The sequence below is a fragment of the Lutibacter sp. HS1-25 genome, from assembly GCF_004121075.1.
In the GTDB taxonomy this organism is placed as follows: domain Bacteria; phylum Bacteroidota; class Bacteroidia; order Flavobacteriales; family Flavobacteriaceae; genus Lutibacter.
The window spans coordinates 39,691-66,614 of the sequence record NZ_RHLN01000019.1 but is presented as its reverse complement, the minus strand read 5'-3'; the positions used below and the strand labels follow the sequence as shown (position 1 = coordinate 66,614).

General features: G+C 31.2%; 16 protein-coding genes and 1 other RNA gene. 14 read left to right on the top strand and 3 right to left on the bottom strand.

Annotation, left to right across the window (positions count from 1 at the left end):
• Positions 1–992: 992 nt before the first annotated feature.
• Complete coding sequence (locus EC396_RS08660) at positions 993–1,799, top strand: SDR family oxidoreductase (protein WP_129366312.1); 807 nt, start codon at positions 993–995, stop codon at positions 1,797–1,799.
• Between the two features lie 99 nt (positions 1,800–1,898).
• Here the strand turns inward: EC396_RS08660 and EC396_RS08655 are convergent, their stop codons facing one another.
• The 3 genes from EC396_RS08655 to EC396_RS08645 all read right to left on the bottom strand — a co-directional run bounded on the left by EC396_RS08655 (position 1,899) and on the right by EC396_RS08645 (position 5,973).
• Positions 1,899–2,225 (bottom strand): multidrug efflux SMR transporter, encoded by a 327-nt coding sequence (locus tag EC396_RS08655; protein ID WP_129366311.1) that lies wholly within the window; start codon positions 2,223–2,225, stop codon positions 1,899–1,901.
• Positions 2,226–2,262: 37 nt separating this feature from the next.
• On the bottom strand, positions 2,263–4,662 hold the full coding sequence (locus EC396_RS08650) for a patatin-like phospholipase family protein (RefSeq protein WP_240665668.1): 2,400 nt from the start codon (positions 4,660–4,662) through the stop codon (positions 2,263–2,265).
• A 207-nt stretch (positions 4,663–4,869) separates the two neighbouring features.
• Positions 4,870–5,973: a T9SS type A sorting domain-containing protein gene (locus tag EC396_RS08645; protein ID WP_129366310.1), complete on the bottom strand. Its 1,104-nt coding sequence runs from the start codon at positions 5,971–5,973 to the stop codon at positions 4,870–4,872.
• A gap of 423 nt (positions 5,974–6,396) precedes the next feature.
• On the opposite strand from EC396_RS08645, the gene EC396_RS08640 reads away from it, so the two are divergent.
• From EC396_RS08640 to EC396_RS08580, 13 genes are all read left to right on the top strand, one after another.
• Positions 6,397–6,924, top strand: a complete 528-nt coding sequence (locus tag EC396_RS08640) for a nucleotide exchange factor GrpE (RefSeq protein WP_129366309.1) — start codon at positions 6,397–6,399, stop codon at positions 6,922–6,924.
• A 7-nt stretch (positions 6,925–6,931) separates the two neighbouring features.
• Entirely contained in the window at positions 6,932–8,062 is a 1,131-nt protein-coding gene (gene dnaJ, locus EC396_RS08635) for a molecular chaperone DnaJ (protein WP_205757932.1), read from the top strand.
• A gap of 160 nt (positions 8,063–8,222) precedes the next feature.
• An RNA gene (gene rnpB, locus EC396_RS08630) (RNase P RNA component class A) lies at positions 8,223–8,524 on the top strand.
• Positions 8,525–9,049: 525 nt separating this feature from the next.
• Positions 9,050–11,827, top strand: coding sequence for a bifunctional aconitate hydratase 2/2-methylisocitrate dehydratase (locus tag EC396_RS08625; protein WP_129366307.1), 2,778 nt, complete (start codon positions 9,050–9,052; stop codon positions 11,825–11,827).
• A gap of 151 nt (positions 11,828–11,978) precedes the next feature.
• Positions 11,979–14,252, top strand: coding sequence for an aconitate hydratase (locus EC396_RS08620; protein ID WP_129366306.1), 2,274 nt, complete (start codon positions 11,979–11,981; stop codon positions 14,250–14,252).
• A 325-nt stretch (positions 14,253–14,577) separates the two neighbouring features.
• Positions 14,578–15,780 (top strand): glycogen synthase, encoded by a 1,203-nt coding sequence (gene glgA, locus EC396_RS08615; RefSeq protein WP_129366305.1) that lies wholly within the window; start codon positions 14,578–14,580, stop codon positions 15,778–15,780.
• A gap of 41 nt (positions 15,781–15,821) precedes the next feature.
• Positions 15,822–17,084 (top strand): glucose-1-phosphate adenylyltransferase, encoded by a 1,263-nt coding sequence (locus tag EC396_RS08610; RefSeq protein WP_129366304.1) that lies wholly within the window; start codon positions 15,822–15,824, stop codon positions 17,082–17,084.
• Positions 17,085–17,110: 26 nt separating this feature from the next.
• The gene (locus EC396_RS08605) at positions 17,111–19,048 is read left to right on the top strand and encodes an alpha-1,4-glucan--maltose-1-phosphate maltosyltransferase (protein ID WP_129366303.1); all 1,938 of its coding nucleotides are present in this window, start codon (positions 17,111–17,113) and stop codon (positions 19,046–19,048) included.
• A gap of 5 nt (positions 19,049–19,053) precedes the next feature.
• Positions 19,054–20,670 (top strand): trehalose synthase, encoded by a 1,617-nt coding sequence (locus tag EC396_RS08600; RefSeq protein WP_129366302.1) that lies wholly within the window; start codon positions 19,054–19,056, stop codon positions 20,668–20,670.
• 3 nt (positions 20,671–20,673) lie between these two features.
• Positions 20,674–22,581: a 1,4-alpha-glucan branching protein GlgB gene (glgB, locus tag EC396_RS08595; protein ID WP_129366301.1), complete on the top strand. Its 1,908-nt coding sequence runs from the start codon at positions 20,674–20,676 to the stop codon at positions 22,579–22,581.
• A 136-nt stretch (positions 22,582–22,717) separates the two neighbouring features.
• Positions 22,718–25,114, top strand: a complete 2,397-nt coding sequence (locus tag EC396_RS08590) for a glycoside hydrolase family 31 protein (RefSeq protein WP_129366300.1) — start codon at positions 22,718–22,720, stop codon at positions 25,112–25,114.
• Positions 25,115–25,215: 101 nt separating this feature from the next.
• Positions 25,216–25,887, top strand: a complete 672-nt coding sequence (locus EC396_RS08585) for a Crp/Fnr family transcriptional regulator (RefSeq protein ID WP_129366299.1) — start codon at positions 25,216–25,218, stop codon at positions 25,885–25,887.
• A gap of 71 nt (positions 25,888–25,958) precedes the next feature.
• A complete protein-coding gene (locus EC396_RS08580) occupies positions 25,959–26,834 on the top strand; it encodes an anti-sigma factor (RefSeq protein ID WP_129366298.1) in 876 nt (291 codons plus the stop codon).
• Positions 26,835–26,924 lie beyond the last annotated feature (90 nt).

Sequence of the window (26,924 nt, the reverse complement as noted above, 5' to 3'; positions counted from 1 at the left end):
AAGGACTTTTTTAAATCTCTTCGTTTTTATTTCAAATAAATCTTTTAATCTTTCTGTTTTTTAAAGAATACCTTATTTTTGACTTCTAACTAATATTTCAATATTTTTAATCTTATAATTTTCAATGAATAATAAAGTCGTATTAATTACTGGGGGTTCTTCAGGAATCGGAAAATGTGTTGGTGAATTTTTCCTATCCTAAATCCTTTCCTAAGGAAAGGACTTTTTTAAATCTCTTCGTTTTTATTTCAAATAAATCTTTTAATCTTTCTGTTTTTTAAAGAATACCTTATTTTTGACTTCTAACTAATATTTCAATATTTTTAATCTTATAATTTTCAATGAATAATAAAGTCGTATTAATTACTGGGGGTTCTTCAGGAATCGGAAAATGTGTTGGTGAATTTTTCCTATCCTAAATCCTTTCCTAAGGAAAGGACTTTTTTAAATCTCTTCGTTTTTATTTCAAATAAATCTTTTAATCTTTCTGTTTTTTAAAGAATACCTTATTTTTGACTTCTAACTAATATTTCAATATTTTTAATCTTATAATTTTCAATGAATAATAAAGTCGTATTAATTACTGGGGGTTCTTCAGGAATCGGAAAATGTGTTGGTGAATTTTTCCTATCCTAAATCCTTTCCTAAGGAAAGGACTTTTTTAAATCTCTTCGTTTTTATTTCAAATAAATCTTTTAATCTTTCTGTTTTTTAAAGAATACCTTATTTTTGACTTCTAACTAATATTTCAATATTTTTAATCTTATAATTTTCAATGAATAATAAAGTCGTATTAATTACTGGGGGTTCTTCAGGAATCGGAAAATGTGTTGGTGAATTTTTCCTATCCTAAATCCTTTCCTAAGGAAAGGACTTTTTTAAATCTCTTCGTTTTTATTTCAAATAAATCTTTTAATCTTTCTGTTTTTTAAAGAATACCTTATTTTTGACTTCTAACTAATATTTCAATATTTTTAATCTTATAATTTTCAATGAATAATAAAGTCGTATTAATTACTGGAGGTTCTTCGGGAATCGGAAAATGTGTTGGTGAATTTTTAACTCAAAAGGGTTTTGTGGTTTATGGAACCAGCAGAAATCCAAAAAACATTCAAAATCATCCTTTTAAATTAGTGGCTTTAGATGTTAAAAATTTTGAAAGTATTACCAATGCTGTTCAAGAAGTGATTTCAATTGAAGGCAGATTGGATATTTTGGTGAATAATGCGGGAATGGGAATTACCGGACCTATTGAAGAAACGCCAACAAGCGAAATGCGTAAAGTTTTTGACACCAATTTATTTGGTGCTATTGATGTGATGAAAGCTGTTTTACCACAAATGCGAAAGCAAAACAGCGGTTTAATTATCAACGTAACGTCAATTGCAGGTTATATGGGCTTGCCTTTTAGAGGGATTTATTCTGCCACAAAAGGAGCTTTGGAAATTGTGACTGAGGCAATAAGAATGGAAGTTAAAGGCTTTGGCATTGAAGTTACCAATGTAGCTCCTGGTGATTTTGCAACTAATATTGCTTCAGGAAGATATCATACACCAGTTTTTGAAAATTCACCTTATAAAAAAGTATATCAAGAAAATCTAGATTTAATGGATGCTCATGTTGATAGTGGTGGAGATCCTATAGAAATGGCAAAAGCAATTTATAAAATAATACAAACTCCTAAGCCTAAAATTCATTATAAAGTAGGTGATTTTATGCAAAAATTTTCGATTATACTGAAAAAAATATTACCTGATACTGTTTACGAAAAACTATTAATGAATCATTATAAGTTGTAAGTTTTATAATTTAAAATAAAAACTGGGATAAAATTTTAGTTGAAAGTAAAATAAACCTCAAGGCATTTCTTGAGGTTTGTTTTTTGAAATATTTTAGGTTTAGTGCGTTACAAATTTTAATCCAACAATAGAAATAATAAGTGTTGAGATAAAAAAGAGTCTCCAAAAATCGGCTGGTTCTTTAAAGAAAAATATACCAACCAATACAGTTCCAACCGCTCCAATTCCTGTCCAAACAGCATATGCTGTTCCCAAAGGTAAAACTTGAGTTGCTTTTAATAATAAATACATACTTATGGATATACATGCTAAAAAACCAATATACCAATAAGAGGCAAGGGTAGCGGTAGCTTCTTTTGCCTTTCCTAAGCAAAATGTAAAGCCAATTTCAAAAATCCCTGCAATTATTAATAAAATCCAGTGCATCTATTTGTTTTTTTATGAAGTTTAATTTTGTGATATTTTATCTTATAGAAGGATTAAATACAAAACCAACACTAAAAAACACACGAACTTTATTTATATTGTTAACCCAAGATAAATCAAAATTTACAGGCCCTAATAATGAATTGTAAGAAAGTGTAGCGCCTGCAGACATTAATAAGCTTGTTTTATAAGCATCTTGCCAATTATTGCCAGGTGATAAAATATCGTCAATATATTCGTTAAAAGTACCATTTCCAACAGCAGCTATATTAAAATTAGGCGTAATGTATACTTTGTGAAAAGGGGTAAATTGAGTGCCTAAACTTAATTTTAAAAATTCACTTACGTTTAATTCGCCTTCGTAAAGACCAGGAAATGTGTAGCTATCTTTTTTAGGAATTAGCAAGCTTCCTCCAACAAAATATTTTTCAGCATATCCATAATCTGAAAAAGACAAGTCATTTTCTTTGAGTTTATCTTGAAAAATAAAACTACCTGTAGCACTTACTATTCCTGTAGTTTTTTGATTAAAAGGGAATCTGGTTTCAAAATTTAAAGCCAATTTAGTGTATCCATTAGTATTGCCTTTTTCAGCTGGAAATTCATCTTGGTAATATGCAAAATCTGTATTTTGCAATATTGACCTTGCAACTGTTGCATGAAAAAATGTTCCATTTGTTGCATAAAAAGCTTCATTTATAGTATTGTAAACATATTGAGCATTTAGTTCTATATCTTCAAATTTGTAAAAGTCTAATTTGTATACATTGTCACTATACTGTGGGTCTTTTTTTGGTCTTACTTTTGTATGTTGGTAGTTAATACCAAAACCCATATAACTTTTTAAGGAATTGAAATTTTTGTTAATTTGATTGTCAAATTGAAAAGAGCGATATTTCATATCGTCAGCCAAATTACCATCAATAAAAATTTTTTGTTGTAAATGCTCACCATATACTTCAGAATTCCACCACCAAGATCTATTTCCGCTAAATATTTTTTGATATTCTACTCTAATTCTTGGTTGTTCAGCGATATCAACAGTTGCTAAAATACGTGAGGCGTCTCCTAAAATATTTCTTCCAGTATAGTTTGCAAGTATGCCAACACCTCTATAGGTATCATAATGTAAAGCACCTTTAACTTGGCTGCTAGTATGTTCAAAACCGTTTATTTGTATACCAATTTTATCATCTGTTGAAATATAATTTGTTGTAATTTGATTAAAAAGGTTTGTACCCATAGCTCTATTGATACCTTCTATAATATCATCTACGGTATAGGTTTTGTTGGTTTTGATATTTATTCTTGCTTTAACTAAATCTAAATTACCTTTACTGATACCTGTGTAACTTATAGTGTCTAATTTAAATTTTTCGCTTATTTCGGGAATTTTATGCTCTTTTTTAGGATATTTTTTTAATTGTTCAGCCAATGCTATCAGCGCATCTAAATTTAGATTAGTGGCTGTTTTACCTTGTTTGTAAATTTCTTTACTTTTATTAAAATCACCTGTAGAATAGGTTAAGTTTGGTACATGGTCTATTAAAATTGTAGCATTTTTTTTGTGTAAAGGATTTTTTAAGTTGCTATTTAACATACCTGCCTGAAACATAATGGCAGTCATGCTTTTTTCTAAATCTTCTATATTTGCCATTCCGCCACTAACATCGCTACCAATTATAATATCAGCTCCTAATTTCAAAGCAACATCAGTAGGGAAGTTATTAAGCATACCACCATCAACTAACAAAGTACCATTGTATGGTACAGCTTTAAAAATAGTAGGAATAGACATACTTGCACGCATTGCCAAGGGTAAAGAACCTTTGTCCATAATTATTTCTTTACCATTAACAATATCTGTAGCCATTGCTCTAAACGGAATGCTAAGTTTGTCAAAATCGGTAACGTTGTATACAGGGTAAGTTAATTTGCCTAAAAATTCTCTTAAATTTTGATCGTTTAGAAGTTCAGGTTTTGCTTTTGGTTTACCATTTTTTAAATCTAAATCTATTAAATATCGATTAAATTCACTTTTTTCTTCAACACTTACCTCGGTTAAAGCTACTGAACCACCTAAAAGAAAGTCCCAATTTGCAGTATCAGCAATAGACGCGATACTATCACCAGAATATCCCATTGCGTATAAACCACCAACTAACGATCCCATACTGGTTCCTAAAACCATGTCTGGTACAATGCCTAGTGAATCTAATTTTTGTAAAAGCGGAATATGTGCAATACCTTTTGCACCACCACCACTTAATACAAGTGCTACTTTAGGTTTTTTTTCTTGCGCAAAATTAGCTATTGGGATGCATAATAAAATAGCCATTAAAACGGTTGGGATTTGTTTATTTGGTATTAAAAAAGGGCTGTTTTTAAAAAGCGTAATATGCGTTTTTTTAAAAGATTTTAAAATTGAAATTCTCATAGTTTTTCAAATTTGTTTTAAATGCGAATATAATTAAATTATATAGCTCTTAAAATTAAAATGAATCAAATTAATTAGTTACAAATCAGTAAAATATGTATATCAGTTTTTTTGACCAATTAATTAAATTGAAATTTAAAGCGTATAAAAAAAGCACAATAAATACTTTTTGTATTTATTGTGCTTAAAAAAACAATGTTTAAAAATTTAGTCTTTTAATAATTTTAATGAAATTCCATTGTCAAGTTTAACAAAATAAACACCTTTTTGCAAGTTGTTTATATCTATATTTTTACCTTGTAAAACTTCACCCATTTGCACAGTTTTACCTAAAACGTTGGTAATTTGATATTTTTGATCAGTAGTTAAACCTGAAATATTTATAAAATCTTTTGCAGGATTTGGGTACATACTAATTTTTGAAGTATTGAAATCATTTACACTAGCAGTTGATAAATCAAATTTAGTAATCTTATCAGGAGCTTGTTCTGTAATATACATAAAGTTATTTGTCACTACCATAAATGCAGGATTGTCCCCTGTTGTTATAAAACTTGGCTCAAGACTTGTAACAGGGGTTAAAATATCTGTTTTGGAAATTTTTGCCCCACCATAATTTGCAATATAAAGTGTGTTGCCATCTAAAAATAAACCATCTGGTTCGCTTAAATTTGACCCTGAAATTGCAATTTGATAATTTAATGGGTCATTTATGTCAATTTTATAAATCAAGTCTTCATCAAAATTAGAGACATATAAGTCATCTCCATTAAAAACCATTCCGCTTGGTGTAGTTAGTCCGGTAATCACATCTGGAGTATGTGTATTAGTTGTAATATCCAATGTTGAGATTTTACCAGCGTTGGGAATATTATTTCCAAATTCAGAAATGTATAGTAAATCACCTTTAATAGCTAAGCCGTTAGGTCCATCTAGCCCTGTAGCAATTGGTGTAAGTCCATTATCTGGATCATTTGGTGCAGAGATGTCTTTTTTATAGATAATGCCATCTCCAAAATTTGCAATATATAAATCATTTCCTACAATTAAAATTCCCCAAGGTTGACTTAATAAGCCTTCAGCTGTAGAAACAACAGTAGAAGTGGTTATGGTATTTGCGGTTATGTCATCAATTTTAGAAATAATACCAGCGCCATCTGCTTCATTATTTACTTCAGAATAATATAATTCGTTACCCGACAAAAATAAACCTGTAGGGTCAAAAGCGCCAGTAACTACGTCAGTTGTTTGCGCATGAATATACACAGTTGATAAAAATAAATAAATAGTTAAAATGTAAAGTTTTTTCATAATGATTTGTTTTAGATTAGTATAAGTGTTTCAGTCTAAAAAAGTTAAAAGCAAGTTTATTTTTTTTAAAATATTTTATAAAGTTAATTATAAATATTTTAAGTTAAAAAAAATAAGTTTTAATTTTTGTGGATAATGTGTTTTATGCGATATGTTTAATTTTTGTCCCATCATTTTGAGTAAATCGAAAAATATGTAATTAAAATTATTTGAAGTGTATTTATTAAAAAAGTTATTTTCAAAAAAAAGGCAGTAGTATATTAAGCTAATATTTGTTTAAATTCAAAATAAATAAACACAGATAGTGTAAATTAACTTAGTTTAAAGCAAAAAATAAAAAAATAAATGTCAAATTGGCATATCTAAAAAAATGGCAATACTTTTGCTCACTAAATTCAAGAATTAATTTTTATAGCAAAAATAATGAGTGAAAATAAAGAAAATTTAGAACAAGAAGATTTTAATGGTGCAGAAAATATTCAGAACGAAACTGATGAAGCTACTGTTTTAGAGCAATTAACTGAAGAAGTTAAGCAAGAAAAGGATAAATTTTTGCGTTTATTTGCTGAATTTGAAAATTATAAAAAGCGTACTTCAAAAGAACGTATAGAATTGTTTAGAACTGCCAATGAAGATTTAATGACAGTTTTATTGCCAATTTTAGACGATTTTGACAGAGGTTTAGCGGAAATCAAAAAAGCAAAAGATAAAGAACTTTTAAAAGGCATGACACTTATTAATAATAAGATGCTTAATGTTTTAACTCAAAAAGGATTGACTCCTATAAAAGTTGATGCCGGAGAGCCTTTTGATGCTGAACAACACGAAGCTATTACGCAAATTCCTGCACCTTCAGAAGATTTAAAAGGTAAAATAATTGATGTAATTGAGCAAGGTTACAAATTAGGCGATAAAATAATTAGATACCCAAAAGTTGTTATAGGACAATAAATTTATAATGAAAGAAGATTTTTACGAAATATTAGGTGTTTCAAAAAATGCAACACCTGCTGAAATAAAAAAAGGGTATCGTCAAATGGCAATTAAATACCATCCTGATAAAAACCCTGGAGATAAGGCTGCTGAAGAAAAATTTAAAAAAGCAGCTGAAGCATATGAGATTCTAAGCGACGAAAATAAAAAAGCACGTTACGACCAATATGGACATGCTGCCTTTGAGGGTGGTCATGGCGGTGGCGGCTTTGGCGGTGGCGGTATGAATATGGATGACATATTCAGTCAGTTTGGTGATATTTTTGGCGGTGGCGGTTTTGGTGGTGGCTTTGGCGGCTTTGGCGGAGGAGCCAGAGGTAGAGCACGTGTAAAAGGAAGTAATTTACGTATTAGAGTAAAATTAACCTTAGAAGAAATTGCAAATGGCGTTGAAAAGAAGGTAAAGGTGCGTAGAAAAGTAATGGCCGAAGGTGCAACTTATAAAACTTGTACAAATTGTAACGGTTCTGGTCAGGTAATGAGAATTACCAATACTATTTTAGGGCGAATGCAGTCTGCTTCAACTTGTCCAACTTGTCACGGAGCAGGAGAGGTTTTAGATAAAAAACCAAAAAATGCAGATGATAGTGGTTTGGTTCAAAAAGAAGAAACAGTTTCAATTAAAATTCCTGCAGGAGTTACAGAAGGCGTACAGTTAAAAGTTAATGGTAAAGGTAATGCTGCACCAGGAAACAATGGTGTTGATGGTGATTTAATTGTGGTTGTTGAAGAAGTAGCGCATGATACTTTAAAGCGTGAAGGAACGAATTTACATTACGACTTATATATTAATTTTTCTGAAGCTGTTTTAGGTGAAAGTAAAAATATTGACACAGTTTCTGGTAAAGTTAAAATTAAAATAGAACCAGGTACGCAGTCTGGTAAAATTTTACGTTTGAGAGGAAAAGGTCTACCAAGCATAGATCATTATGGTACAGGAGATTTATTAGTTCATATAAATGTTTGGACACCGCAAGAATTATCAAAAGAACAAAAAGCATTTTTTGAAAACATGAAAGATGACAAAAATTTTGAACCTAGTCCTTCAAAATTAGATAAGTCCTTTTTTGAAAAAGTAAAAGATATGTTTTCGTAAAAAAAACATTTAATTTTTTTTTTCATTTCAATAAAAATAATATAAATTTGAAGTGTTGTTAGTGTAAGCTAATAACACTTTTTCTTTTTCATAGCAATTTTCCCACTTAATTTTTTAAGTGGGTTTTTTTATGCCAAATTATCTCGTACTTTTGCAAAAGTAAGTAGATCGTCTTATCGCTTCAATTTATTGAAGAGGAAAGTCCGGACACCATAGAGTAGCATAGCGGATAACATCCGTCCAGCGTGAGTTGAGGACAAGTGCAACAGAAAGCAAGTACAGTTAGGCTGTAGTGAAACCAGGTAAACTCTATGCGGTGAAATGCCATGTATATTGAAATTTTAAAGTGACTCGCTTTATTTCAAGGGGTAGGCAGCTCGAGCTATAAAGTAATTTATAGTCTAGATAAATGATAAGAGCTTTTTTAAAGTACAAAATCCGGCTTATAGATCTACTTATTTTTTCAAAATTTCAATAAAAATATTATATTTATTGAAATTAAGGTGTTATTTCTTTTTGCTTTAAATTTTTCCTTTTCAAAAGTTGTTTATGGAATGATTTTTTTAAAAGTAGTTATTATAGTCTTGTGTTTGTAGTGTCTTTATTCTTTTTCTCAATGCCTATTAAATAATTTTAAAATTACAAATTTTATCATATCGTGTACTAAAATTTGATAGAAATTAAAAATACATAAAGTTTACAAAGGTTAATCAATAAGTATATTTAAGTTCTTTTAAAAAAATAAAGTAAATGATTTTTGTCATATTACTAATATTTACAACGTTTTCGTTGGTGTTATTTGTATTATTAAAAAAAATAGGTCTTTTTGTGATTTATATCTGTAAAAATAGCTGCCTTTGTGTAAAATAATCAAATTAAAAACTTCCTTTTTTGTAAATTCGCAACAAAATAATTAATAAATATATTGGGTATAGCATTTTATTTAGTGATAATCAAAAGCCTATACTCTTAATTCCCAGAAGTATTATGAATATTTATAAAGATTACCTCAAGGAAATTGAAGGTAGAAAAGCTCAGGGGCTTAACCCACTGCCAATTGATGGTGCCGAATTGCTTAGTGAAATTATTGAGCAAATTAAAGATTTAGAAAACGAGTATAGAGAAAGTTCACTTAACTTTTTTATATATAATGTTATACCTGGAACCACGAGTGCTGCAGGTGTAAAATCTAAATTTTTAAAGGAAATTATTTTAGGTCAATCAGTTGTTGAAGAAATTACTCCTGCTTTTGCTTTTGAATTATTGTCACATATGAAGGGTGGACCTTCTATTGAGGTGCTTTTAGATTTAGCTTTAGGAAATGATGTATCTATTGCAAAAGAAGCCGCAGAAGTTTTAAAAACGCAGGTTTTTTTATATGATGCAGACACAAACCGTTTAGAAGAAGCTTTTAAAAACGGCAATGTAATAGCAAAAGATATTTTAGAAAGTTACGCTAAGGCTGAGTTTTTTACGAAACTTCCAGATGTTGAAGAAGAAATTAAAATAGTTACTTTTATAGCTGGTGTAGGAGATATTTCTACAGATTTACTTTCGCCAGGTGGAGACGCACACTCTAGGTCAGACCGTGAGTTGCATGGTCAGTGTTTATTTGAGCACAATAAAGAAATGCAAAAAGAGCTTTCTACTTTAAAAGCTGCACATCCAGACAAACGTGTAATGTTAATCGCCGAAAAAGGAACAATGGGAGTTGGTTCTTCAAGAATGTCGGGAGTAAATAATGTGGCATTATGGACAGGTATTCAAGCTAGCCCATATGTTCCATTTATCAATATAGCTCCAATTATTGCAGGTACAAATGGCATTTCTCCAATATTTTTAACTACTGTTGGTGTAACAGGAGGTATTGGAATTGACCTTAAAAACTGGGTTAAGAAAACAGATGCTGAAGGAAATATTGTTTTAGATGCAAACGGAGAGCCTGTTTTAGAGCAAGTATATTCTGTTGAAACAGGTACTGTTTTAACGATCAATACTAAAAAGAAAAAATTATACAACGGAGATCAGGAATTAATGGATATTTCAGCTTCATTAACTCCGCAAAAAGTAGAGTTTATCAAAGCTGGTGGTTCTTACGCTATTGTATTTGGTAAAAAAATTCAAACTTTTGCAGCAAAGGTATTAGGTATTAAGGCTCCACTTGTATATGCTCCATCAAAAGAAATTTCTATTGAAGGTCAAGGTTTAACGGCTGTAGAAAAAATATTTAATAAAAATGCCGTTGGTACTACTCCAGGTAAAGTTTTACACGCTGGTTCTGATGTTCGTGTTGAAGTAAATATTGTAGGTTCTCAAGATACTACAGGTTTAATGACTTCTCAGGAATTAGAGTCTATGGCAGCTACAATTATTTCTCCAATTGTTGATGGTGCATACCAATCGGGGTGTCATACAGCTTCTGTATGGGATAAAAAAGCGCAGGCAAACATTCCTAAATTAATGAAGTTTATGAATGATTTTGGCTTAATTACGGCTCGTGATCCTAAAGGAGTATATCCTGCAATGACTGATGTTATTCACAAGGTTTTAAATGATATTACGGTTGATGATTGGGCAATTATTATTGGTGGAGATTCTCATACAAGAATGTCTAAAGGTGTTGCTTTTGGTGCAGATTCTGGTACGGTTGCACTTGCATTGGCTACTGGAGAAGCTTCAATGCCAATTCCACAATCAGTAAAGGTTACCTTCAAAGGAGCTATGAAGAGTTACATGGATTTCCGTGATATTGTTCATGCTACGCAAGCTCAAATGTTGAAAACTTTTGGTGGAGAGAACGTATTTCAAGGTAGAATTATTGAAGTTCACTTAGGAACTCTTACTGCTGATGAAGCTTTTACATTTACAGATTGGACTGCAGAGATGAAAGCAAAAGCTTCTATCTGTATTTCGGAAGATGCTACTTTAATTGAATCGTTAGAGATTGCAAAAAGTAGAATTCAGATTATGATTGATAAAGGAATGGATAACAAACTTCAGGTTTTAAAAGGTTTGATAGCTATTGCTAACAATAGAATTGCTCAGATTAAATCAGGTGAAAAACCAGCTTTAAGACCAGATGCCAATGCAAAATATTTTGCTGAAGTAGAAATTGATCTTGATGTTGTTGGTGAGCCAATGATTGCAGATCCAGATGTAAATAACGAAGATGTTTCTAAACGTTATACCCACGATACTATTAGACCTCTTTCTTATTACGGTGGAACAAAAACAGTAGATCTTGGATTTATAGGTTCTTGTATGGTTCATAAAGGTGATATGAAAATTTTAGCTCAAATGTTAAAAAACATTGAAAAACAACAAGGTAAGGTTGAATTTAAAGCGCCATTAGTTGTTGCACCTCCAACATATAATATTGTAGACGAGTTAAAAGCAGAAGGTGATTGGGATGTTTTGAAAAAATATTCTGGTTTCGAATTTGATGATAACAATCCTAAAAATACAGCTCGTACTTCATATGAAAAAATGTTGTATTTAGAGCGTCCTGGTTGTAACTTATGTATGGGTAACCAAGAAAAAGCAGCTGCTGGAGATACCGTAATGGCTACATCTACACGTTTGTTCCAAGGTCGTGTTGTTAAAGATTCTGATGAAAAAAAGGGAGAATCTTTATTGTCTTCAACACCAGTTGTAGTGCTTTCAACAATTTTAGGAAGAACTCCTACAATGGATGAATATGTTGCTGCAGTTGATGGTATTGACTTAACTAAATTTTCACCTTCGCGTAAGCAGTTGGTTAAATAGTTATAAAATTTATAAATTATACATGAAGCCGTCTCATAACTTGAGACGGTTTTTTTTTATGCTTTTAATATGCTATAACAGTTATAATTACATTTAGATATCTATTTTTTTATTAAATTTGAAGAATAACCGTTAAGTAAAACTATAGATTATGGCATTTGATATTGAAATGATTAAAGGTGTTTACAATAAAATGACAGAAAGAGTTGATGCAGCAAGAAGTATTGTTGGAAAACCATTAACCCTAGCTGAAAAAATATTGTACAATCACCTTTGGGATGGTAAACCAACCAAGGCTTTTGTAAGAGGTAAAGATTATGTGGATTTTGCTCCAGACCGTATTGCTTGTCAGGATGCAACTGCTCAAATGGCTTTGTTACAATTTATGCAGGCAGGTAAAAGTAAAGTTGCTGTTCCTACAACAGTGCATTGTGATCATTTAATTCAGGCTAAAGATGGTGCTGCAGCAGATTTACAGTTTGCAAATAAAACAAGTAAAGAAGTTTTTGATTTCTTATCATCTGTTTCTAATAAATATGGAATTGGGTTTTGGAAACCAGGAGCAGGTATTATTCATCAGGTGGTGTTAGAAAATTATGCATTTCCTGGAGGAATGATGATTGGAACCGATTCTCATACGGTAAACGCAGGTGGTTTAGGTATGGTAGCAATTGGTGTTGGTGGTGCTGATGCGGTAGATGTAATGGCAGGGATGGCTTGGGAATTAAAATTTCCAAAGTTAATAGGGGTAAAATTAACCGGAAAATTATCGGGTTGGACAGCACCAAAAGATGTTATTTTAAAAGTAGCAGGTATTTTAACTGTAAAAGGTGGTACTGGTTGTATTGTTGAATATTTTGGTGAAGGTGCCAAATCTATGTCGGCAACAGGTAAAGGAACTATTTGTAATATGGGTGCTGAAATTGGCGCTACTACTTCAACTTTTGGATACGATGCTTCTATGGAACGTTATTTACGTGCAACAGATCGAGGTGATGTTGCAGATGCTGCAAATACTGTAGCTGAATATTTAACAGGTGATGATGAGGTGTATGCAAATCCTGAACTGTATTTTGATCAGGTAATTGAAATTAATTTAGATACTTTAAAACCGCATATTAACGGCCCTTTTTCTCCAGATATCGCTACTGAAGCAGGTGCAGACTTAACTAAAAAAGCAACTGCAAATGATTGGCCTTTAATGGTAGAATGGGGATTAATTGGTTCTTGTACAAATTCTTCTTATGAAGATTTATCAAGAGCGGCTTCAATAGCAAAGCAAGCAATTGAAAAAGGTATGATAATAAAAGCTGAATTTGGAATCAATCCAGGTTCTGAACAAGTACGTTATACTGCAGATAGAGATGGTTTACTTGGAACTTTTGAAGCATTGGGAGCTAAAATTTTTACAAATGCTTGTGGCCCATGTATTGGTCAGTGGGCTCGTTACTCTGATCCTAAAAATGCACCAAAAAACTCTATAATTCACTCCTTCAACAGAAACTTTGCAAAACGTGCCGATGGAAATCCAAATACACATGCATTTGTAGCTTCGCCTGAAATGGTTGCTGCTATTACAATAGCAGGTCGTTTAGATTTTGATCCAACAAAAGATAAAATCATCAATAAAAATGGTGAAGAAGTTATGTTTGATGAGCCAACTGGAGATGAGTTGCCAGCAAACGGATTTGCAGTTGAAGATGCAGGATTTCAAGCGCCAATTGCTGATGGTTCTACTGTTGAAGTTGTTGTTGATCCAAATTCAGAAAGACTGCAATTATTAGAGCCTTTTATTCCTTTAGGAACTGAAATTAAAAATGCTAAATTGTTAATTAAAGCTTTTGGGAAATGTACTACAGATCATATTTCTATGGCCGGTCCTTGGTTGCGTTTCCGCGGACATTTAGACAATATTTCAAATAACTGTTTAATTGGTGCTGTAAATGCTTTCAACCAAAGTACAGATAAAGTTAAAAATCAATTAACTGGTGAATATGGACCAGTACCTGCAACCGCTCGCGCTTATAAAGCTGCAGGTGTAAAATCTATTGTTGTTGGTGATCATAATTATGGTGAAGGTTCATCTCGTGAACATGCCGCAATGGAGCCTCGCCATTTAGGAGTTGCTGCAGTTATTGTAAAATCATTTGCACGTATCCACGAAACAAACCTAAAAAAACAAGGAATGTTAGGTTTGACTTTTGCAAATGAAGCAGATTATGATTTAATTTTAGAAGATGATACATTTAACTTTTTAGATTTAAATGAATTTGCTCCTGGAAAACAATTAACACTTGAATTGGTTCATATAGACGGAAGTAAAGATGTTATCAAATTAAATCACACTTATAATCAAGGTCAAATTGAGTGGTACACCGAAGGTTCTGCTCTTAATTTAATTAAAAAAGAAAATGCAAAAAGTTAATTATTAACTTTTAAAATATATTCTTAAGCAAAAAAGAGATGTACAAAAAACATCTCTTTTTTGTTATAAAATAGTATAAATAGTCTCATTTTTAATGGTAAACAGTTAACAATCAGTATAAATAAGTTAATTTGTCAACGTTTTTGATATTTATTACCTAAATTTCATAAATTTTCGTAACTTTTTCATCTTAATTAATAAATGAAAATACCTTACTTCACAATAAAATCATTATAAATAGAATAATTGTTTTGGTTGTTAAGTTGAGGTTTGATTTTAGGGATTTTAAATAATGTAATACAATATATTAATAAGTAAAAATTTTATGAAGGCACTTTTTTATACAAGAGAATTCCCCCCTTATGTGTATGGTGGAGCAGGGGTTCATGTAGAATATTTAGCAACCGAATTGGCAAAATTGATGGAGGTTGATGTAAGATGTTTTGGAGATCAAAATGAGAATAGTAAAAATTTATCGGTAAAAGGGTTTTCGTATGACAATCCTATTTTTGATAAATCAAACGATAAATTAAAAGCGGTTTTAAAAACACTCAGTACTTGTATAGAAATGAATGCTGATGAAATTGACGCAGACATTGTTCATTGTCATACTTGGTACGCTCATTTTGCAGGTATAGTTGCCAAATTATGTTATGGTATTCCTTTGGTAATTACAACACATTCTTTAGAGCCTTTAAGACCTTGGAAAAGAGAACAATTAGGAAATGGCTACGACGCATCTTCTTGGATTGAAAAGACAGCTATTGAAATGGCTGATGCATTAATAGCTGTTTCTAAAGAAACAAAAGAAGATGTTTTAAAATATTTTGATGTTGATGAAAGTAAGGTTAAAGTAATTTATAACGGTATAAATCTTCAAGAATATGTTGTAACAAATGAAACTTCAACACTTGAAGAATACGGTATAGATAAGTCTAAACCATATGTGCTTTTTGTAGGAAGAATTACCAAGCAAAAAGGTATTATTCATTTGGTAAATGCCATTAAATATATAGATCCAGAAACACAAATTGTACTTTGTGCAGGCGCACCTGATACTCCTGAAATAGCAAAAGAAATGAAGGATAGCGTTGACGAAGTGAAAAAAACAAGAAAAAATGTTATTTGGATAGACAAGATGTTGAGTAAAAAAGAAGTCATACAATTATACTCGCACGCAGATGTATTTTGTTGTCCATCTATTTACGAACCGTTTGGAATTATAAATATTGAAGCAATGGCTTGTAAAACAGCTGTTGTTGCAAGTGCAGTAGGTGGTATTAAAGAAGTGGTTGTTCATGGAGAAACAGGTTTGTTAATTCCGTTGGAGCAGCAAAACGAAGCACCTTTTGAGCCTGTAAATCCTGATAAATTTTCAAGAGATTTGGCAGATGGTATCAATCAATTAATCAACAACAAAGCGTTAAGAGATAAAATGGCAATAAATAGCAGAAAAAGAGTAGAAGATTATTTTGATTGGACAGCTATTGCTAAGCAGGTTGAAGATTTATATAAATCTTTACTATAAATAATAAACAAAATAAAACAAAATATATAAATTAAAAAATTATGGCAGGACATAGCGTTTTAGCAATTATACTAGGAGGGGGTCAAGGTTCTAGATTGCATCCATTAACAGAAACAAGATCAAAACCAGCAGTGCCAATTGCAGGAAAATACAGATTGGTTGATATTCCAATTTCAAATTGTATCAACTCATCTATAAAAAGAATGTTTGTATTAACGCAGTTTAATTCAGCTTCTTTAAATCGTCATATTAAAAATACGTATCATTTTAGCTTTTTTAGTTCTGCTTTTGTTGATGTATTGGCTGCTGAACAAACGCCAGGTAATAAAGGATGGTTTCAAGGTACAGCCGATGCTGTGCGTCAAAGTATGCATCATTTTTTAAGTCACGATTTTGATTATTTTTTAATATTATCAGGAGACCAATTGTATCAAATGGATTTTGGTGAAATGATTGATGCACATATTAAAAATAAAGCTAAAATATCAATTGCTACCATTCCAGTTCATGCAAAAGATGCTACTGAGTTCGGAATTTTAAAAGCAAATGACAAGAATTTTGTGACTTCATTTATTGAAAAACCAGCAGCTGAATTACTTCCAGATTGGACTTCAGAGGTTAGTGATGAAATGAAAGGTGAGGGTAGAAATTATTTAGCTTCAATGGGTATTTACGTTTTTAACAGAGATTTATTGGTTAAATTGATGAATAATCCTAGTACAAACGATTTTGGAAAGGAAATTATACCACAATCAATAGAAAAATATCCTACTTTAAGTTATCAATACGAAGGTTATTGGACAGATATTGGAAATATAGGTTCATTTTTTGAAGCCAATTTAGGCTTGACAGATGATTTTCCAAAATTTGATTTGTACAGCACAGAAAGAAGAATTTACACTCATGCCAGAATGCTGCCAACTTCTAAAATTTCTGGAACAATGTTAGATAAAACAGTCATTGCTGATGGTTGTATTATCAACGCTGGTAAAATTGAACATTCAGTAATTGGAGTTCGTTCTAGAATTGATAAAGAATCTACAATTATTAATACTTATATGATGGGTAGCGATTATTATCAGGCATTAGAAGATATTATCAATCCAAACATACCTTCTATGGGAATAGGCGCTCGTTGTTTTATAAAAAATGCCATTTTAGATAAAAACTGTTTTGTTGGTAATGATGTTAGAATTGTTGGAGGAAGACATTTAGAGGATTTTGAAAACGAGTCTTATGCTATTAGAGACGGAATAGTTGTTGTTAAAAAAGGAGCTGTAATTCCTAGTGGATTTACAATTTAATAAATATTTTAAAGTAATATTATCGAATGAAAAATCAAAAAAGAGTTGTTATTGAAGATGTATATCCTCAATTAAATAATGGTGATTTTTACATAAAACGTGTTGTTGGTGAAATAGTTTCAGTTACAGCTACTGTTTTAGCTGATGGTCATGATGTATTGGCTGCTGCGGTTTTTTATAAACACGAAAAGGAAAAAAAATGGAGAGAAGTTCGTATGCAACCGCATCACAACAACCATTGGCAGGCTTCTTTTGTTGTTGAAAAGCAAGGTAGTTATTTATACAAAGTTGTTGGTTGGGTAGATTATGCTTTAAATTGGCAACACGGTATAGAACGTAAAATTGCTGATAATCAACATGTAAATTCTGAATTGTTAGAAGGAATTGCTTTTGTAAATAATTGTAAGTCAACTGCAAATAATGACGATAAAAAATATTTAGAACATTTAGCAAATATTTTTGCAGATGGTAATCAGTATCAAATTGCAATTCATGAAGCTGTAAGTGGTAGATTACACCATATTTTTTACAATCAGCCAGAAAAAATATTAGCAAACTCATCACAAGAATACAAAGTATATGTAGATAGGTTAAAAGCTAGATTTAGTACTTGGTACGAGTTTTTTCCACGTTCTGCTTCACAACAAGAAAATATTCATGGTACTTTTAAAGATTGTGAAAAATTATTGCCACGTGTTTCAAATATGGGATTTGATGTATTGTATTTTCCTCCAATTCACCCTATTGGTGAAGTTAATAGAAAAGGAAAAAACAACACCACTGAAGCTTTTGATGGTGATGTTGGTTCTTGTTGGGGAATTGGTTCAAAAGACGGTGGTCACAAAGCCATTCACCCTCAATTGGGAAGCTTAAAAGATTTTAAATCTTTAATTAAAAAAGCTTCAGAATTAAATATTGAAATTGCCATGGACTATGCTTTGCAAGCCGCACCAGATCATCCTTGGGTTAAAGAACATCCATCTTGGTTTAAATGGAGACCAGACGGAACAGTTCAATATGCTGAAAATCCTCCAAAAAAATACCAAGATATTTTGCCAATTTATTGGGAAAGTGAAGATTTTAAAGGTTTATGGGACGAATGTTTGGATATATTGTTTTATTGGATTGATTGTGGTATAAAAGTATTTAGAGTAGACAATCCACATACCAAACCATTTTATTTTTGGAATTGGGTTATTGCTGAAGTAAAAGCAAAACATCCTGATGTATTGTTTTTAGCTGAAGCTTTTACTGCTCCAAAAGTAATGCAACAATTGGCAAAACATGGGTATACACAATCGTACACATACTTTACCTGGAGAAACAATAAACATGAATTAATAGAATATGTTGAAGAGTTAACAAAATCTGATCAGCGTGAATATATGCGCCCAAATTTTTGGCCAAATACACCAGATATCAATCCGTTTCATTTACAGGGTGCTAATGAGTCAAAATATATGCAGCGCTACGCTTTAGCAGCATTGTTAAGTTCGAGCGTTGGAATTTACGGACCTGTTTTTGAGCAAATGATTAGTGAACCAATTCTTGGAAAAGAAGAATATTTAAATTCGGAGAAATTCCAAATTTGTAATTATGATTGGTTTAAAGACAATAAGTTAATTCGAATTATTACTAAAATAAATCAACTTCGTTTTCAACACGAAGCACTTCAGCAAACCAATAACATTCGTTTTTGTACCATAAATAATGACAATTTAATTGCATTTTACAAATGGAATGATGCCAAAACTTCTGAAATGCTTTGTATCATTAGTTTAGACGAGCATTATACACAACAAGGTATGGTTCAGTTGCCAATGGGTGATTTAGGAATTAACAACGGTCATCATGTGCGTGTAACAGACTTAATTACAGATAATACTTATAATTGGTATAGCGAATGGAATTATATTGAATTACATCCTTCTTTACCATTTCATATATTCAATATTAAAAAGTAAAATAGATGTCTGAAGAGCTAAAAGTTTCAATGTATAATTTTGATGTTCCTTGGGAAGAATTGTTAGAAAATAAAGATTTTCTAACAATTTTTTTATCCGATGTTTTAAATAAATACCTCGTAAAACAACGCTGGTATGGAGGTAAAGCAAGCAGCATAAAATACATTGAACTTTCAGAATATTTCAGAATTCAACAAAATGATGAAGTCTACTTTGGATTGATTTTAGAAGTTGATTTTGTCGAAGCTTTTTTTCATCATTATTTTATACCAATAGCATTTGTATCTGACGAAAATTTTGCCAAAAATGATCGAATTTTACCAATTAGCATTAAAAATCAAGTAGGTTATATTATTGATGCCGTTAATTTAGAATCGTTTAGAAAAGTTGTTTTTGAACGAATTGCAAATGCAGCATTGATTGATAAAACAAGGGTTCAATACCATAAAAGTAAAATTTTTGAAGACGTGGTTTATCAATCTTCAAGATTAATGGGTTTAGAGCAAAGCAATACTTCTTTGGTTTTTAATGAAAGATATGTTTTGAAATTTTTCAGAAGAATATTTTCAAATAAAAATCCGGATTATGAAATGAATCGGTTTTTAACAGATAAAAAAGATTTTGAAAATACACCAAAATATTATGGTAGTATCAATTATGTTTCTGATGAAAATCATGTGTTAACTATTGCAGTAATGCAAGAACTTATTGAAAATCAAGGTGATGCTTGGAACTATTTTACCAATGAATTGGGAAAAGTTTTTGAAACCTTAGATTCTAAAAATATTGATATTGATAATTTGCCAGAACCACTGTTGTATGAACGCATTCGAATTCATGATATTCCGCATAGAATAATTGATTGGGTTGGACTTAGTTTGTTTTTAAAAATCAAAGTTTTGGCGCAGCGTACCGCCGAGATGCATATTAATTTGGGTTCAGAATTTGAAGATACCGCTTTTACACCAACACATTTTAATGGAGATTATGCAGTTTGGTTGAAAAACCGAATGATTCATCAATTTCAAAATAGGTTAAATATTATTGAAAATAACCTTCATAAATTAGATGGTTATGGTTTAGAATTGGCTAAAGATTTTTTAAGCAAAAAAAGTTTAATTAGAAGCAAATTTTTAAATTTTGATTGGACCAAGTTAAAAGGAGAGCGTATTAGAGTTCATGGCGATTATCATTTAGGACAAATATTGGTTCAAAATGATGATTTTTATATTTTAGATTTTGAAGGTGAACCAGAAAGTACAATTAGAGATAGACAAGTAAAACAGCCGCCAATTAAAGATGTAGCTGGTTTATTTAGATCATTTCATTATGCTATTTATGCAACTATTTTTAACAATCAAGATGCATATAAACAGTCACAAGAGCAATTATTTAAAGCTGCAGAACTATTGTATGGGTATTTTACAGGAATTTTTTTAGGAAAATATGTAGAAACAGTTCAAAATGCAAATTTAAATATTGGCTATAATCAAGAGCGTAACTTTATTTTAGAATATTGCTTGTTAGAAAAAGCAGTTTACGAATTAGGTTACGAGTTAAATTCACGCCCTTCGTGGGCAGTAATTCCTTTAAAAGGAATTTCAAATCTTATTAATAATTAATTTATGACAAAAGTACAATCCTACAGTCTATTTACAGATTTTGATATTGACCTTTTTAAGGCAGGAAAACATTATAGACTTTATAATAAATTAGGGTCGCATCCTATGGTTGTTGACGGTATTGAAGGTACTTATTTTGCAGTTTGGGCACCAACTGCAAATCAGGTTTCAGTTATCGGTGATTTTAACCAATGGAAAGACGGCGAACACAAGCTGAACGTAAGATGGGATTCTTCTGGAATATGGGAGGGTTTTATTCCCTTAGTTGGAAAAGGAATGGCTTATAAATATAAAATACATTCAAATAATCAAGGTTATATTTCTGAAAAAGCTGATCCTTATGCGCGTAGATGTGAGCATCCACCAAAAACAGCTTCTATTGTTTGGGAAGATAATTACCAATGGAAAGATAAAAGTTGGTTAAAAACACGTAAAAAACACAACGCTATAGATGCACCATATTCTGTTTACGAAGTGCATTTAGGTTCATGGAAAAGACATGCAGAGGAAGATCGATTTTTATCGTATTTTGAATTGGCTGATGATTTGGTGAAATATGTAAAAGAAATGAATTTTACGCATGTAGAGTTGATGCCAATTATGGAGTTTCCATACGACCCGTCTTGGGGATATCAAATCACAGGTTATTTTGCACCAACATCACGTTTTGGGTATCCAGACGAGTTTAAATATTTAGTTGATAAACTTCACGAAAATGGAATTGGTATTATTTTAGATTGGGTACCTTCGCATTTTCCAGAAGATGCACACGGACTAGGTTATTTTGATGGTTCAAATTTATATGAACATCCAGACAGAAGAAAAGGATATCATCAAGATTGGAAAAGTTTGATATTTAATTACGAAAGAAATGAAGTTCGTTCGTTTTTAATAAGCAATGCTATTTTTTGGTTAGAACAGTACCATATTGATGGTTTACGTGTAGATGCTGTTGCTTCAATGTTATTTTTAGATTATTCTCGTGAAGATGGTGAGTGGGAACCAAATGTTTATGGTGGTAACGAAAATTTAGCCGTCATCTCATTTTTAAAAGAACTAAACGAAGAAGTTTATTTATCTTTTCCAGATGTTCAAACAATTGCTGAAGAATCTACGGCATTTCCTATGGTTTCAAAACCAACATTTATGGGAGGTCTGGGTTTTGGTATGAAATGGATGATGGGTTGGATGCACGACACTTTAGACTATTTTTCAAAAGATCCTATTTATAGAAAATACCACCAAAATGAAATAACATTTAGTTTGGCGTATGCATTTACAGAAAATTTTATGTTGCCACTTTCACATGATGAGGTTGTTTATGGAAAAAATTCAATAGTTGGTCGTATGCCAGGTGATGAATGGCAACGTTTTGCGAACTTACGTTTACTATATGGTTATATGTTTACACACCCAGGAACCAAATTATTGTTTATGGGAGGTGAATTTGGTCAATACAACGAATGGGATTTTCAGGAAAGTTTAGATTGGAATTTATTAGAATTTGAACCACACAAAAACACTTTAAATTATTACAAGCAACTTAATAAGTTTTATAGAGAAACACCTGCTTTGTTTGAAAAAGGCTTTGAAAGTGAAGGTTTTGAATGGATAAGTTTTGATGATCACGAGAATTCTGTTATTTCATATATTAGAAAAGGAAAAGAAGGTACAAATGCTGTTTTAGTTGTATGTAATTTTACCCCAACATTATTAGAAAATTATAAAGTTGGCATTCCTTCAAAATTAAAATTGAATGAAATTTTTAACAGTGACTCTAAAGAATTTGGTGGTGGAGGTAATTCTAATCCACAAGGTTTAATAAGTAAAAAGAAACCATGGAATGGAAGATCGTATTCTGTCGACTTAATTTTACCGCCGTTAGGAATCGTCGTTTTTGAGTTAATTTAACATATAAATTTAAATTTATTGTTTATAAGCTTCATATTTTGTGATTTTTACAAAATATGAAGCTTATTTTTTATAAAAAGTATTCGTGTAGAAATATTTATTTTAGTACGTTTGCTTCAATCCAAAAATATATTATATGATTTTAAATACGGAGTTAGAATATAAGGGGAATTTATTTCCTTCAAAAATTATTTTTTACAAAAAGCATGTAGATACCTTGTATTTTAAAAGCGAGAACGGAGTAGCTCTTCAAGTTACGGTGCAGCGTGATAGTGTGTTGAGGTTTAGATATGCAACTTCAGCCATATTTGAAAAAGATTTTTCGTACGGTATTACCAAATACGCAAGTAAAGGCTATAATAAATTAGAAATTGACGAAGACGATCATAATTATATTATAACTACGTCTAAATTAATTTGCCACGTTTCAAAATTAGACATGCGTTGTGCTATTTTTGATGCCAAAGACAATACACTTATTTGTGAAGATGAGCTAGGTTTTCATTGGGAAGAAAGCTACGAGTTTGGTGGAGATATTGTTAAAATGTCTAAAACATCATTAGAAGGTGAATGCTTTTTTGGATTGGGAGACAAACCAGTTGATGTTAATTTAAAAGGAAAACGTTTTGAAAACTGGGTAACAGATTCGTATGCTTATAACAGAGGAAGTGATCCAATTTATAAAGCAATTCCATTTTATTTAGGTTTGCATCACAAAAAAGCTTACGGTATATTTTTTGACAATACTTTTAGATCTTTTTTTGATTTTTGTCAAGAAAAAAGAAACGTAACTAGTTTTTGGGCACATGGTGGTGAAATGAATTATTATTTTATTTACGGTCCAGAAATGTCTGAAGTAGTTTCAAATTATACAGATTTAACAGGGCGTCCTCAACACATACCAGCACTTTGGTCTTTAGGTTTTCACCAATGTAAATGGAGTTATTATCCAGAATCTAAAGTTAAAGAAGTAACAAGTACTTTTAGAAAATTAAAAATTCCTTGTGATGCCATTTATTTGGATATAGATTACATGGAAGGTTTTAGATGTTTTACTTGGAATAAAGAATATTTTCCTGATCCAAAAAGAATGGTGAAAGAATTGGCTGATGACGGATTTAAGACTGTGGCTATTATTGATCCAGGAATTAAAATTGACAACGAATACAGTGTTTATAAAGAAGCTTTAGAGAAAGATTATTTTTGTAAACGTGCAGATGGACCTTATATGAAAGGAAAAGTTTGGCCTGGAGAATGTTATTTTCCAGATTTTACAAATCCTGAAGTACGCGAGTGGTGGTCTGATTTATTCAAAGAATTAATTGAAGATATTGGCGTAAAAGGAGTGTGGAACGATATGAATGAGCCAGCTGTTATGGATGTGCCAGGAAAAACTTTCCCTAATGATGTGCGCCATGATTACGATGGTAATCCTTGTAGTCATAGAAAAGCGCACAATATTTATGGAATGCAAATGGCTAGAGCAACTTACCATGGTTTAAAAAAATTCTCTTATCCTAAACGACCATTTGTAATTACACGTGCAGCTTACTCTGGAACGCAACGTTATACTTCAACATGGACAGGTGATAACGTGGCAACTTGGGATCATTTGGCTTTGGCAAATAACCAAGCACAACGTATGTGTATGTCTGGATTTTCATTTGCAGGATCTGATATTGGTGGATTTGCAGAACAACCAAACGGAGAGTTATTTACCCGTTGGATTCAATTAGGGGTTTTTCACCCATTTTTTAGAGTACACTCTTCAGGTGATCACGGTGATCAAGAGCCTTGGACTTTTGGACCAACAATGACAGACATTGTTAGAAAATTTATTGAAATTAGATACCAATTGTTACCTTATTTATATACTGCTTTTTGGAGGTATACAGAAATTGGTACGCCAATTTTAAAATCATTGGTATTGTTTGATCAACATGATAAGCATACTTATTACAGAAATGATGAATTTGTTTTTGGTGAAAAAATATTGGTTTGCCCAATTTTAGAACCAAATGCAAAAGGAAGAAGAATGTATTTTCCTATTGGAAGATGGTATAATTTCTGGGATAGTACTATTGTAATAGGAGGAGAAGAAAAATGGGTTGATGCTGATATAGATAGTATGCCTATTTTTGTTAAAGAAGGAGCTATAATTCCAAAATATCCTGTACAGCAATATGTTGGTGAAAAAACAATTGACCAGCTAGAATTGGATATTTATTTTAAAGAGGGTGATGAAGTTTCAGAAGTCTTTGAAGATGCTCAAGATGGTTACGACTATAAAAAAGGAAGGTATAGTTTAAGAAATTTTAACTTGATTGGAAAAGAAGATTCGTTAACTATTCAACAATTTAAATCGGGTAAATTCACAACAACTTACGAAACGTTTAAAATTAATATTCACGGTTTGCCTTTTGAAATTAAGACTATTGAAGTTGATAACGAAGAAATTGATGTTGAAATGTTAAATGGTGATATTTCATTCATCATCAAAAAAGAATTTAGAGAATTGTATATTACAAGTTAAAATAAATTATAATGTTATAAAAAGCTTCTTATGAAAATAGGAAGCTTTTTTTTTGTAAGTATAGACTTAAAATTCGACCAAATTTTTATAAATTTATGTCTATGGAAAAAGTATGGTATTTAGAAAATGTAAATCTTTTTAAAATTTTATGTCCGCATAAATATGCTGAATATAAAGGTTGTCATAATTTTAAACAATATGGTAAAAGTGATTATATCTATTTTGAAGAGGATGCATCTACAAAGGTATTTTTAATTGATAAAGGAAAAGTAAAATTGGGTTATTACACTTCTGAAGGGAAAGAAATTGTAAAGGCTATTTTGGTTAAAGGTGAATTGTTTGGTGAAAAAGCTATTTTAGGTGAAGATAAAAGAACTGAGTTTGCGCAATCTTTAGATAGCAATACTTCAATTTGCCCAATTGGCGTAAACACTTTACATGATTTAATGAAAGACAATCAAACATTTACACTAAAAATATATAAATTTATTAGCTTCAGAATAAGTAAGTTAGAGCGTCGTTTACAAATATTATTGTTTAAAGATGCCAAAACCCGTTTGTTAGAGTTTTTAGATGAATTGTGTGAAGAACATGGTGTTATTTGTAAAGAAACAGGAGGAACTTTGGTAGAACATCCCTATACTCAAAAAGATATTGCAAATTTAATAGGTACTTCTAGACCTACTTTAAACTTAATTATGAATGAAATAAAAGATGAAGGTTTAATTGAATTTAAAGGAAAAAAAATACTTTTTTTAAAAAAAACTGCTTAATGTTAGCTAGCTAACATTTTTAGAAATAGTGTTGGAGTAGTTTTGTCATAGAAACTTAAAAACAATAAATTATGACAAAATTATTAAAATTTTTAGCACTATTTGCAGTAGCATTTAGTATTACATTTTGCTCAGATGACGATGAGCCAACAACCAAAGATTTATCATTAAACATTTCAGGACTAGAAAATTTAGGATCGGATTATGAATATGAAGGTTGGATAATTGTTAACGGTGCTCCGGTTAGTACAGGAAAATTTTCAGTAAATGACAATGGAGTACTTTCAAAAACTTCATTTAAATTGGATTATGATGATTTAGAAGCTGCTTCAACTTTTGTGTTGACTATTGAGCCAGTTGTTGGTGATGTTCCTGCGCCAAGCGACGTGCATATTTTAGCAGGTAATTTTTCAGGTAAAACGGGTAAGTTAAGTATTAGCCATCCAGCTGCTTTGGGTAATGATTATAAAACTTCAAGTGGTAAGTATATTTTAGCTACACCAACAAATGGTTCAGATACAAATGAAAATAGTGGAATTTGGTTTTTAGAAATTACAGGTTCAGGACCTGCTGTAGGTTTAAATTTACCAACTTTACCAGCAGGTTGGAAATATGAAGGTTGGGCAGTTATTAATGGAAAGCCTGTATCTACAGGTACGTTTACCTCTTTAACAGGAGTAGATGATTTTGATGGTTTTAGTGGTGATTTGGCAGGACCTCCTTTTCCAGGTGAAGATTATTTAGTAAATGCTCCAGCTGGTTTAACATTTCCTACTGATTTAGCAGGAGGAAAGGCCGTAATTTCAATAGAGCCAGTTCCAGATAATAGTCCAAATCCATTTTTATTAAAGCCATTGGTAGGAGATATTCCTGTTTCAGCTATTGATCATACAACATATTCAATGGGGCAGAATTTAAGTTTCCCAACAGGAACTGTTAGTAGATAATATTTAATAAAATAAGATTTAGATTATAAGGCTGTCATTTTAGACAGCCTTTCTTTTTTGAAAAAAATTGGATTTAGCAATATTAGATCT